This is a genomic window from Wolbachia endosymbiont (group A) of Longitarsus flavicornis, assembly GCF_963931955.1.
In the GTDB taxonomy this organism is placed as follows: Bacteria; Pseudomonadota; Alphaproteobacteria; order Rickettsiales; family Anaplasmataceae; genus Wolbachia.
In genome coordinates this window covers 1478140-1490928 of sequence record NZ_OZ008337.1, presented here as the reverse complement: position 1 = coordinate 1490928, position 12789 = coordinate 1478140, and the positions used below count along the sequence as shown (strand labels likewise).

Genomic DNA, 12789 nt, shown 5'->3' with positions numbered 1-12789 from the left:
CTAAAAACTTATTCATAACAACTAGATCAGTTTTGTTGCATTGTGTCTTATATAGTAACTGCTAGTTTTTGTGAACGTAATGCAACGCAGCTTACCATTTGTTATACAGATTTGCTACAACCCAAACTCTTCATTGACTTTATCAATTATTGCCTGTGGTGGATCCTCTCCCCATCCTGAATACAAAATCCCTCCATAGTCTGCAACATCTATAGAGCCAGTTCTGCTTTTTGCTAGAAACATTTCTCTTTTCTCTTTATCAACTAATACATAATGCCACGCTGATTTTCCACGATCTTTACCACGGACTAAATATACAAGATCTGACCTACTTCTTTTTGTTGCATCAGCAAAAGATCTTTCATTGACAGTTCTGCTCTTGCTTTTTATGCCGCCACTTTCAGAAAAAGCTTCCTTAGATTCAGTTTTTTTGCCTGCTAACTCAGAAATTTTTCCTTTTTCCCCTAATGCACGTTCTTTGGTATTTTGAGATGAATACTTGCTGGAAAAACCTTCTCCTGAAGCATTTCCATTATTAGAAATCCTGTTTGCAAAACGCTTAGCAAATGAATCATTATCGTTTTTTTCTGCCATAAAAATCCTCAAATTTTAGATTGTAGAACCTAAACTTTTACTACACTCTATCATATGTTAATTAAATTAATATAAATGAGAAACAATATAGTAATTATTACAGGAATTACAGCTTCAGGTAAATCAGAATTGTGTGATAACCTGATAAAAAAATATAATAATATTAGCATAATAAATTGTGATTCAAAGCAGGTATACAAAGAAATTCCCATAATTACTGCTCAACCGCCAAAGCAAGAAGAATTTTATAAACTATATGGTTATGTTTTAGCAAAAGAAAATTATTCCGTGGGTCTATGGTTAGAAGATTTAGAAAAAGAAGTTAATCACGCATTAGAAAATGCTCAGATACCTATTATCACTGGAGGAAGCGGGCTCTACATTAGCAGCTTAATCAAGGGCTTATCATCAATGCCACAAATAAGTCAGGAAGTGAGGAAAAATGTAAGTGAATTAAGCAAAAATTTAAGTAAAGAAGAGTTCTATAAGTTAGTGCTAAGTAAAGACTCAAAAATTCAGGATAAAATATTCATGAATGACTTGCATCGCCTTTCAAGGGCACTTGAAGTTATCACTGAAACTGGCAAGTCAATTTTTGTGTGGCAAGAACATAGACAGCCTCCCTTGTTCAATAATTTTAAGATACACACAATTTTGCCTAAGCGTGAAGACGTATATCAAAAAATAAATTCTCGTTTCATTACAATGGTTAAAAATGGAGCAATTGATGAAGTAAAGAAGCTACTTAGCATGAACCTAGCTCCACATTTGCCAGCTATGAAAGCACACGGAGTGCCAGAAATTATAAAGTACTTGAAAGGTGAGATTACTTTAGACGAAGCGATACAAATTGCTCAAACAAACACAAGACACTATGCGAAACGTCAATATACTTGGTTTAAAAATCAGTTCCCAAATTCTGTAAAAGACAAGATTTAATCTGACAGACAAGAATTAACTGACAAAAGAATTAAAACTAATATCAGGCTGTTGTTTAATGCTACTAATATTTTTCTAAAAAGCAATAATTGCAATAGAAATCACATTTGCGTATGGTTTATTGCTAATCTTTCCTCAATCCAAGCTGCTTGAATAGCTTCGAGTATTTTTTCGTTACAGCGTTTTTCATCATCATCAAATTCCTCTAAACTCAAGACCTTTTTTTTAAGCTCAGTGAATCTGATACTAATTATATTCTCATTTGGAAATTTTTCCTCCAGAGCTTCCACAATATCTTCTATATCAAGCCATTTCATACTTTTTTGTATTTATCTGCTAAGTTAAATTGGTGCCCATGGGGAGACTTGAACTCCCAAGGTCGCAAAACCCACGGATTTTAAGTCCGCTGCGTCTACCGATTCCGCCACACGGGCTTTTTTTATCTATCTAGAGTAAAACTCTACTACTAAATTGACTTCCATGTCTGCTGAATAAGGAACCTCAGAATATTGAGGTGACCTCAAATACTTCACTGAATGCTCTTTACTATCTGCTTCTAAATAATCCGGAGCCTTGCGCTCTTGTTTTTGTTCAGCCTCTACTACTACAGGGATTTTTGCTGCCCTTTCTCTTATTTTTATTATATCACCTGGCTTCACTCGATAACTCGATATGTTAACCACCTTATCATTAACTGTAACGTGCTTGTGAGATATGAGCTGCTTTGCTGAGTAAATTGTTGGAACAAGACCAGAGTGGTATAAAACAGAACTTAATCTCGATTCTAAGATACCGATAAAATTATCAGCCGTATAACCCTTTCTGTTATAAGCATCTAAAAATGTACGTCTGAGCTGCTTACTTGAAATCGCATAGTAAAACTTAAATTTCTTATGCGCAGCAAACTGCTTACCAAAGTCGGATAACTTCTTGAATCCAAGAATACCATGTTGACCTGGAGGGTATTTCCTTTTGTTTACTGGGTCTTTAGCTCTACCCCATAAATTTACACCAAGTCTACGGCTAATCCTATACTTTCTAGTGATAACAGTTGTCATATAAAAACTCTCACGATTTAACTTTAGATTATTAAGGATTTTAGCACTCAGTGTCAACTTGTTTTTGCTGATATAATCTTTTATACTTCATTTTTAAGTTTTTCTATTAACACATGAATCATTCACATTTAAAATCTATGGCAAACGCCATCCGTTTTTTATCAATTGATGCAGTACAAAAAGCAAACTCTGGACACCCAGGTATGCCACTTGGCATGGCAGATGTTGCAACTGTTTTGTTTGCTAAATATCTGAATCATAATCCTGATGATTCTAAATGGTTCAATAGAGATCGCTTTGTTTTATCAAACGGTCATGGGTCAATGTTACTATATTCAATATTATATTTGACAGGTTATATCGGTATAGATGAGCTAAAAAACTTTAGGCAAATGAGATCCAAGACCCCAGGTCATCCAGAGTTTGGCTTGACTTCCGGAGTAGAGGCAACAACAGGCCCGCTCGGTCAGGGGTTTGCCACTGCTGTTGGCATGGCACTTGCTGAATCGATTCTTAAAGAACAATTTGGAGATAGCTTAATTAATCACTACACTTACGTGATGCTAGGGGATGGCTGTCTTATGGAAGGAATAAGCCATGAAGCAGCATCACTTGCTGGGCATCTTAAATTGAATAAGCTTATAGCTCTTTTTGATGATAATGATATTTCTATAGATGGCGCTACTTGCCTTTCCTGTTCTGAAGATGTAGAGAAACGCTTCTTAGCGTATGGATGGAATGTTGACAAAATTGATGGCCATGATTTTGATGCCATATCCCTTGCAATAGAGCAAGCAAAAAAGTCTGATAAACCTACAATGATCTGCTGCAAAACTATTATCGGAAAATTTTCAAGCCGTGCTGGCACATCCTCTGCTCACAGTGGTGCTTTTTCGGAGGAAGACATAAAACAGATGAGAGAGAAATTAAACTGGAATTATGAACCATTCCATGTACCAGAAGATGTGAAAAATGCCTGGAAGAAAACTGTTGAGAGAGCAAAACAAAACTACACGATGTCATTCCAGCGCGTGACCAGGAAAGAAGAAAAAGAATGGATCCCAGTGTCAAGCACTGGGATGACAGAAGAGAATGCTGGGATGACAGGGTATCATGCAGAACTTCAAAGACGGTTAGATAAACATCTACCAGATAATATCGCTGGTGTTTTAGCTGACCTGAAGAAACAAATATGTGAGCTAATGCCAAACGAAGCTACTCGATCTTCTTTCGGCAGAGTAATGGAACTTTTAACTGAGTCTATGCCGGAATTAATCGGCGGTTCTGCTGATCTTACTGGGTCAAATTGCACTAAATATAAGCACATGCAGGTAATAAATAGCAATAATTATAGTGGCTCTTATGTCCACTATGGAGTGAGAGAGCACGCTATGGCAGCTTGTATGAATGGTATGGCACTTCACGGCGCGATTCTTCCTTATGGCGGCACTTTTTTGGTATTTTCCGACTATTGTCGTCCTGCTATACGTCTTTCAGCTCTGATGAAGCAGCAGGTTATGTATGTCATGACTCACGACTCAATTGGAGTGGGAGAAGATGGCCCAACTCATCAGCCAATAGAGCATTTAGCCTCTTTGCGTGCTATACCAAATCTATATGTTTTTAGGCCAGCCGATGCAGTTGAAACTCTAGAGTGTGTTAGCATTGCACTCGAAAAAAAAGAATCACCTGCACTGTTTGCGCTCTCAAGGCAAAACGTAAGTTACATGCGCAAGTTCTACTCTGATATCGATCAATCTGCTAATTTATCGAAGTTTGGTGCATATATTTTGTGTGAATGTTCAAAAGAATTAAAAGTGACGATATTTGCTACGGGGTCCGAGGTTGAAATTGCAGTTGAAGCAAGGGAGAAATTGCAGGAAAAGGGTATAGGTACAAGGATTGTTTCTATGCCATGCTGGAGGCTTTTTGACGAGCAAAGCGATGAATATAAAGCGGCAATATTAAATAATGACAGCATTAAAGTTGCAATTGAAGCCGGAAGTGAAATGGGTTGGCATAAATACATAGGTTCAAACGGTATATTTATTGGCATGAAAAGCTTCGGAGAATCAGCACCTTATAAAACACTCTATGAGCATTTTAATATCAGTGCTGATCACGTAGTAAAATGTGTGTGTGAGAAACTGGTTTATATTCAGTAGACTTCTTGCATAACCATATGAAAGCCCACTCTTCTTTGTCATTCCAGCGCGTGACGTTATTTCCATCCAAGATGGTGTCATTCCAGTGCTCCTTTTTTTGTCATCCCAGTGCGTGACACTGGGATCTAGCCTTTATTATTTGGTTGAAATTAAGTCTTCTGGATCCCAATGTCAGCTACTTTCATGACATCATCATAAAGTAAAATGAGATCCCAGTGTCAAGCACTGGGATGACACCTTTTCCGGTAGAAGATCACTATCAAATCACATTGCTCTGGTCATTATGATCACCATTATTTTGTTCAACTGATTGATCGACCCCAGGTGAAGAAGAATCATCATAAGGTTGTGTGTCAGACTTTTCTTCGTCAGACCCAAACAACCATGAAAAAAAACCACCAAAAAATGATGCAACTAATGAAAAAGGCTTCATAAGTATACTAAACAAACTACCAAAAAAAGAGCTCGGCTGTTCTTCTGTTTGTGCAGGTTCTGTGGAAGCAACAGGACCTACATCGTTGTCTTGTACATCAGTTCCTTGTTCTGCACTGGTGGTGCTGGTTTGTCCTCCCTTATTTTGTGTAGATCCAGTAGGTTGACTACCGTTGCTTACACCAGTTCCTTGTTCTGCACTGGTGGTGCTGGTTTTTTCCCCTTCTTTGCTATTATCTGATTGTAGTTCAGTATCATCACCTACTCGTTTTTCTTCCTCTTGACCCCCTTCACTCTCTGTCGATGATCCATCCACTGGATCAGATTCTTCTGCGGGTTGCAATAGAGTTTTTATTTTTTCATCAGTGGCTAAATCTAAAGGAGTCTTTTCATCTTTATCTTTTACATTAATATTTGCTCCTGCTTTTATTAGATCCTCTACTATTTCTTGGTTGTTATTTTGAGCAGCCAAATGTAGAGGAGTCTTTTTTTCATATTTATCTTCTATATTAACATCGATTCCTTCTGCTCCCAGTAGCGCTTTCACTTTGTCTATCTTGTTCTCTGAAACAGCCCAGTGTAAAGGAGTCCATTCTCTAAGTTTATCTTTTATATTAACATCGATTCCTTCTGCTCCCAGTAGAGCGTTCAATACATTTATATCTATGTTGTCCTTTTTAACAGCTAAATGCAAAGGAGTGTTGTTAAGCCCATCTTGTGCATTAACATCGATTCCTTCTTCTCCCAGTAGAGCGTTCAATACATTTATATCTATGTTGTCCTTTTTAAGAACAGAATGTAAAGGAGTATCTTTATTCTTATCTGCTAAATTAACATCGATTCCATCTTTTCCCAATAGGGCTTCTACTGCCTCTTTATGGCCCTTTACAGCAGCCCAATGTAAAGGAGTCATGTTATCTCTATCTTGTGCATTAATATTGATCCCATTTACTTGCAGTAGGGCTTCTACTACCTCTTTGTTGTTATTTCGAGCAGCCGAATGTAAAGGAGTCTTTCCATTTTGATCTGTTGCATTAACATTTGCTCCTTTTTCCAATAGAGCTTGTACCTCCTCCTCATGACCCTTTTCAGCAGCAGCCTTAAGTAATTGAGCTGTACTTTGTAATAGAGTTTTTATTTCTTCGTTAGTAGTTAAATCTAAGGGAGTCTCTTCTTTATCATCCTCTGCATTAAGGAGAGTAGACCAGTGGAACTTCCCCACCAGTCTCTCGCAAAACTGTACGTAAACCTCTCGATTTATACAGCTTCCATTATTCAGCCTTTTGGCCTAACCCTAGTGTCCAGTGATAGAAAATATCCGGAGACCTCTTTCTCACCTTTCCTAGAAATTGTCTTGCTAGTCTTCCGTGACTCCTGAGTCTCTTATATTTCCTTTTCACCCACTTTTCTAGATGCCGCTCTATATTCTTTAGAGATTTGTATACTTCAGTTCTGTAAAATTTGCCATAGTACTGATACCAGCCTCTGACTATTGGATTTACTTTTCCTGATATCTCCTCTAATGTTATATGCGTATTTCGTAGCATTTTCCATGACCTTATGGTTGTAGTAATCTTTTTCTTGGCCTTGTTGCTAATTGCTGGAAGAAATGAAACAAAATACTTCCCTATTTTATTTCTTGCTAACCTGGGTCTGAATGTGTAACCCAGAAAATTAAAACTTTGTTTAGGAAATTCACCACTCCTATTGTCATCCTTACAGTACACTATCTGTGTCTTTTCAGGATGCAATTTCAACTTATACTCAGCCAATCTTTCTTCGATCATTACTTTCACAAACTCTGCCTGTTTCTCTGTTCTGCAGTGCACTATCGCATCATCCACATACCTCTCAAATGGTACTGTCGGGTAGTTCTTTTTCATCCATATATCAAACACATGATGCATGAATATATTAGAGATGATTGGGCTAACTGAACCTCCTTGCGGAACTCCTTTATCCCTAACTACCTTACTGCCATCTGCTTGCTGAATGGGGGCTTTCATCCACCTCTCAACATACAGTATGACCCATTTGCAGTCTGTGTGCTTTTTGATAGCTTGCAATGCCAAGCCGTGGTCCAAATTGTCGAAAAATCCAGATATATCAAGATCTATCGTCCAATCGTACCTCCAGCATCTTTTACGAGCTGTATCTACCGCATCCAGTGCAGACTTATTTGGTCTATAACCATATGAATCCTCATGAAATTTTGGTTCTACCAGCGGCTCTAGATACATAGCAGCAGCCGTTTGCCCTATCCTGTCGAATACTGAAGGAACACATAAAATTCTTTGCCCTCCTGTATCTTTTGGTATCGCAACAGCTTTTACCGGCTCTGGAAAATAACTTCCGGATGACATCCTATTCCATAGTTTGTACAGATTATCTTTTAGATTTTCTTCAAACTTTGTTATCGAAACCTCATCCACACCAGCCGCACCTTTATTTTTCGATACTTGTTTATAAGCCCTACAAATAAGTTGCTTTGGTATATCAAAAGACTTTGTTTTATTCATTAACTCCTCCCTTTCGGTTGATACATAATTAAAACTGAATAACTCAGCTCCTTCGCTCCATTTCCATTACAGAAACTTCTTCACTACTACGAGCTGATCCGCCCCTGTTTTTCGCATCGGTACTCTCATCCTTAGAGTTTAGCTCCTTGGATTTCTCCCTTATCATCGAAACGACAGGTTCCCGTAGTTCCACACAATAGCCTGAAATAGATTCATGCCACCTTTATGCCGGACGCCATCTATCCAGTAAACAAGCTCCCGATAGATTTATCCCAGGTTACAAACGACCCCCTGGTTTTGACGTCATTTAAAAGGTTTCGACACTTCATCAGTGGTTCACTTTCGTTCATCTCTCTATTCCTTACATGACATATAATTATGCCTTTTCCATAACGCTCACTACCTTGGCTCTTTACCAAAGCAGCTTATGGTTGTTTGAAGCCTGCTCTTGTAAACCGGCTCCGAGGGACCTACCCTCATCTACTGTGCAGCTTTTGCACTTAGTTTGCTCTTACTTGAACATTCTTTGTGTCTCTACGGCACACCATCTGCTCCTTCCTTTATTAGATCGTTTACTACATTAAAATCACCACTTTTAGCAGCCTGAAATAAATCAGCATTTATATCTCTGTTTGAATTGCTCATCCCAAACCTCCTGTAAAACTATATTGTTATGATAAAGTCGTTAATAATCTATGAGCTCTCACCCCCTGTAAAATTATATTATCATGATAAAGTCATTAATAACCCATGAGCTCTGGATCACGCAAATAATGGTTATTCCCTATGTTTTTCAGTACATTTGAGCTGGCTGTACATAAGAATTGCAATTGTAGAGCATGCTATTGTTAATAGTAAATTTGGTAAAATACCATAGCGAAAAAATTTTCCTACTATATATATTCCAATAGCCCCAAACATCATATTGCAGAATGAGAGAACTGCACTACCAAGCCCTATACCTTTGATCGTTTCTAAAGCAGAAGTTACGTTATTGCTTATTATTAATGCAAGTCCGATATTGGCTGGAATCCAGGCGACTTGAAGAATTAATATATTCAACTTGTCCGCGAAATAAAAATATACCAATAAACTATCGGATATTATCGGTAACACCAAACCTATTATTAGCATTTTGCTAACCCCTACTTTTGGTACATACCTTCTATTAATTAAAGTTCCAATTATGTAAAATATGACTATGATCGATATGAGGTAGCCAAAATACTGTACTTCAATGCCCATCGATTCAAATATGAACGGGTAGTTAGCAATGTATGCCCAAAGCCACATGAAAGTTAATCCATGAATGGCTGAAAACCCAAGGAAACGATAATTTCTAAATATTGATATATATTGCTTGCAGATATTAGTAGTTATGTTAGTTATACTGGTTTCATTTTTATTTACAGTGAGTGTTTCTTGTAACTTAAAGTAGATAAAAATAAGTATAGCAATTGCTGCGAGTGACATAATAAAAAACAAAAATTTCCAATGATAACCATGTGAAATTATATAACTGCCCACCACTGGAGCTATTCCAGGTGAGAGTGCCACAACCATATTTAATTTTGAAATTACTCTCGAGTATTCACTACCCGAATACATATCCCTTATTGCTGCATACCCAACAACACCTGCAACACCAGCCCCTGTTCCTTGTATGAAGCGAATTAGTATCAAGAGCGCAATACTGTCGGCTATATAACACATGACACTTGCCAAAGTAAAAATTGTCATACCAATCAGCATCATTGGACGCCTACCATAATGGTCCGATAATGGACCATAAATTAATCCAGACACCGCAAATCCAACTAGATTCAAGCTAATTGTAAGCTGCACTACACTGCCTTCTACTTTAAAATAATTGGCAATGCTTGGTAGTGCAACTGAGTATAGGTCAGTTGCCATATCGACAATTGCTACAGACAATATCATAATAAGAGAGATGATATTTTGCGAAAGAGCTGTTTTCACTTAATGATTTACTGGATTAAATATACTTAATTATAATGTATTTTTTTCATTAGTATAAGTACAATGTTACATAGTAAACGATGTCATTCGAGTAGCGGACACTGAAATCTTAAGCTAAAATCATGAAAAGCCTGAATTTCAATACCTTATCTTTGATTATTCACTTTAAGCTTTAAGTCTTCAACAGAAGATGCATTTGCCTCACTTACTACCTTTAGTGGTTCACCAAGGCTATGTTCCACTTTTGTCTCAAATTTAAAGCCCAATTTTTCGCAAAGCTTCTGAAAATATTCAACAATAACATCAAACAAATTCTTACCACTTACTTTGTAGTTTTTTAGCTCTTTAGGAATGGTAAGAAGTACTTTACCATCTTCATATGTTACATTTTTATCTTCACATTTCAGTTTAAACTCCGCTGAACTGCAAAAACCTGGTGTTTCGATATATGTACGATCATCATAGTTAAGCATTTTTGTATATTTCATGCTAAAACTAAGCTTTATACAATTGGGTTCACGACAATCCATAATATACTCTCTTGTCATACAGCTGCTTTGCGTTAACAAATGAAAAGATCCAAGAGCTTGATTCATATCATTAGGAAGAAAATGAGTATATCCGCCCTGATAATAGTTATTTATTAACTCCTCAATAATAGAGTTATTGGGAATTGTTGCACCAACGTGTTTAAACATTTCTGTAAAAATTTGTCTGAGAAATGGACGATAATTCCCTTTTCCGTTTTCATCCCGTAGAATTAGATTTTTATGTTTTGAATACAGATTGTTAATAAATTCGTTAGTTATTTTTTGTCCGTTAATAGCAAGGCCGTGTGTTCTATTAAGATCCTTATATGTTCCCTCACCAGAAATTACTTCGTCCCAAGTGTTAGCTTTGAAATCAGCATATTTGAGCTTCTTCACTTCAGCTTTCAACGCATTGACCATTTCCTTTGACATGTTATATCTCTACCATTAATACCTGTATATTAATTCTAGCACTTACTTTATTAAATTTTAATTACTAAATGAATTTATCACTTTCACTTCCGTATTTTCCAGCGAGTCACCGTAAGTCACTGCTTTTAGGTAAAACTTTTTCCCAATTTGCACTTCGAAAGATATTATTGAATCATCAAGTAGAACAAATTTTTCACCTGTGGCATGATCATATTCTTTAGTATCTTCTTGTCCTCTGATTAGGTTACTAAGCTTATATTTATTTTTATCTATTAGTTCAGTATTCTGGAATTTCACTATCTCTTTTCCGATTAATGCTGAATTTGAATCGATAATTCCTCGCAGCTTACCAAAACGCAACACTACTGTAATTCCCTCATTTGTTAATTCCATTACATATCCGTAAGTAGACTGCTTATTTGTGCTTGCGATAGGCTTATAATCCTTATCGTTGTACGAAATAAAGAGCGTTGCTCCCTTCCAATTCCTTTCCTCACCAATTAAAGTAAAGCTTGCGATATTACCTTTAACATGCGGTAAATCTATCATTTCTACGATGGTTTTGCTGATATGAGAAGGAGGGTATTCCTTCAGCATAAGAGACCTTGTTGAAGGAAAAGAAAGCTTATATATGGAGCTGTCATAACCAACACCACTTACTTGAATGGACATGCTTTCAAATTTCGTTTTTATAATTCTCACCGTATGTTTTTTCTCACTGTCTAAAATCGTTATTATATCACTTGGCACAAGCCATGCATATTTTATCGGTAGCTTGAAATTGTATATATTTCTCTCTTGCCACGAAGAATAAAGTAAAACCTCAGCGATATTTTGCGCCTCTCCCTCCTCCATAATGAGCGGTATTTCAACTGTTATAGCAGCGCCTTGCTTTGGCAATTCAGCGTATTTAACATCAATTGGATAGCCAAAATTGCGGTTAAAGTAAACAATGTTAACTTTATTGTTTAAATCCAGTTGACTAATATTAACAAGTTTTGAATTGTTACTGAAAACCGTTTCACCAATTGGCATTACAGTTGTAACTCCCCTGCCCTTTTGGACAAATTTCAGTTTAGAGTCCTGTTCAACCACATCAAAAAAATAGCAACTTTGCAGCATTTTAATAATTGAACGTACGGGTTGCTGATCGTTTATCACATACCCAGACAATAACCCTTTGATGTTGCTTGTATCGAACTGATCGCTTTTTAAACCTGTTTTTTGTAACAGATCCGATAAAACATCGGAAATATTAAGCTGTGAAAGCTTTCCCTGAATCCAATGTCCTGTCTGCCAATTATGGCAGTCAGTCCACATATCACACAAATTGGGAAAGTAAGGAAATGGCCTTGCATCCCATGCCCAGAGAAACATTTTTTCTACCATTTCCGAGCTTTGCCACTTTTTTAGCGTTCCTTCAATTGCAATTTTCTGTGAAAGAAAGCTCACCTCTCCGTTTGAATATCGTGGATATTTGCTCTCTATGCTGCCTTTATCAACAAACACATTTGGCTCATTAGTGCAGCCGTTCATACTGGGAAATCCATACTCGGTAAACCATATTTTTTTCATTTTTGGTTGCCATTTCGTTTTACTACCACTTGGATTTATGTGAGTTTCACTCCACCATTTCTCTATATTTTTCCACGCATACCTGCTGTCGTTATACTTTACTCTTTCAGGCTCACCCTTTGAGTAATCATAGAAATAATCATACCCCACTCCACTGCTCCAACCACCCATTACATCTTCCGCAGAATAGCCAAAAGGAGGCTCTGGACCATCAGTCAGTGGAAAATAAGCATCTATGCCAACAACGTCGATGTACTCTGAAGACCACAGTTCATCCATATTATACCAACCATCATATGAATGGTATTCACTCCAATCAGCAGCGTAAGTTACCGTTACTTCTTTTCCAAGCTGAAGTTTTATTCGCTTTGCAAGCTTAACTAGCTCTATAACGGCAGGGTAATTACCTTGTTCATCTCTAATTTTGGTAAGCCGCACAAGTTCAGAACCGATGATAAACCCTTCCACTTTAGTTTGTTTGGCAATGCTTGCATAATGCTCTATAAATTTGTTATATTGATTCTTAAAAAAATCACTTATATCCCCAGGGGTCCCGCTCAATTTT

11 protein-coding genes and 1 tRNA gene are annotated in these 12789 nt (G+C 37.1%); 2 read left to right on the top strand and 10 right to left on the bottom strand.

What is annotated here, in order from left to right; genetic code table 11:
• Positions 1 to 114: 114 nt before the first annotated feature.
• Entirely contained in the window at positions 115 to 594 is a 480-nt protein-coding gene (locus tag AABM58_RS07140) for a hypothetical protein (protein WP_338406778.1), read from the bottom strand.
• Positions 595 to 669: 75 nt separating this feature from the next.
• On the opposite strand from AABM58_RS07140, the gene miaA reads away from it, so the two are divergent.
• Entirely contained in the window at positions 670 to 1533 is an 864-nt protein-coding gene (gene miaA, locus AABM58_RS07135; RefSeq protein ID WP_338406777.1) for a tRNA (adenosine(37)-N6)-dimethylallyltransferase MiaA, read from the top strand.
• A gap of 101 nt (positions 1534 to 1634) precedes the next feature.
• Here miaA and iscX read toward each other — a convergent pair whose 3' ends face one another.
• From iscX to rpsD, 3 genes are all read right to left on the bottom strand, one after another.
• Positions 1635 to 1850: a Fe-S cluster assembly protein IscX gene (iscX, locus tag AABM58_RS07130; RefSeq protein ID WP_338406776.1), complete on the bottom strand. Its 216-nt coding sequence runs from the start codon at positions 1848 to 1850 to the stop codon at positions 1635 to 1637.
• Positions 1851 to 1880: 30 nt separating this feature from the next.
• A tRNA-Leu gene (locus tag AABM58_RS07125) sits at positions 1881 to 1967 on the bottom strand.
• A gap of 9 nt (positions 1968 to 1976) precedes the next feature.
• Positions 1977 to 2591: a 30S ribosomal protein S4 gene (gene rpsD / locus AABM58_RS07120; protein ID WP_010962555.1), complete on the bottom strand. Its 615-nt coding sequence runs from the start codon at positions 2589 to 2591 to the stop codon at positions 1977 to 1979.
• A gap of 113 nt (positions 2592 to 2704) precedes the next feature.
• Between rpsD and tkt the strand changes: the two genes are divergently transcribed.
• Positions 2705 to 4756, top strand: a complete 2052-nt coding sequence (gene tkt / locus AABM58_RS07115; RefSeq protein WP_338406775.1) for a transketolase — start codon at positions 2705 to 2707, stop codon at positions 4754 to 4756.
• A gap of 259 nt (positions 4757 to 5015) precedes the next feature.
• Here the strand turns inward: tkt and AABM58_RS07110 are convergent, their stop codons facing one another.
• From AABM58_RS07110 to AABM58_RS07085, 6 genes are all read right to left on the bottom strand, one after another.
• Complete coding sequence (locus tag AABM58_RS07110; protein ID WP_338406774.1) at positions 5016 to 6410, bottom strand: ankyrin repeat domain-containing protein; 1395 nt, start codon at positions 6408 to 6410, stop codon at positions 5016 to 5018.
• A gap of 49 nt (positions 6411 to 6459) precedes the next feature.
• A complete protein-coding gene (gene ltrA, locus AABM58_RS07105) occupies positions 6460 to 7707 on the bottom strand; it encodes a group II intron reverse transcriptase/maturase (RefSeq protein ID WP_338405985.1) in 1248 nt (415 codons plus the stop codon).
• 43 nt (positions 7708 to 7750) lie between these two features.
• Positions 7751 to 7873 carry a hypothetical protein gene (locus tag AABM58_RS07100; RefSeq protein ID WP_338405986.1) on the bottom strand — a complete coding sequence of 41 codons (123 nt, stop codon included), beginning with the start codon at positions 7871 to 7873 and terminating at the stop codon, positions 7751 to 7753.
• 611 nt (positions 7874 to 8484) lie between these two features.
• Positions 8485 to 9687, bottom strand: a complete 1203-nt coding sequence (locus tag AABM58_RS07095; protein ID WP_458694037.1) for a multidrug effflux MFS transporter — start codon at positions 9685 to 9687, stop codon at positions 8485 to 8487.
• Positions 9688 to 9833: 146 nt separating this feature from the next.
• On the bottom strand, positions 9834 to 10649 hold the full coding sequence (locus tag AABM58_RS07090) for a hypothetical protein (protein ID WP_338406773.1): 816 nt from the start codon (positions 10647 to 10649) through the stop codon (positions 9834 to 9836).
• 57 nt (positions 10650 to 10706) lie between these two features.
• Complete coding sequence (locus AABM58_RS07085; RefSeq protein ID WP_338406772.1) at positions 10707 to 12785, bottom strand: glycoside hydrolase/phage tail family protein; 2079 nt, start codon at positions 12783 to 12785, stop codon at positions 10707 to 10709.
• Between the last annotated feature and the right edge of the window lie 4 nt (positions 12786 to 12789).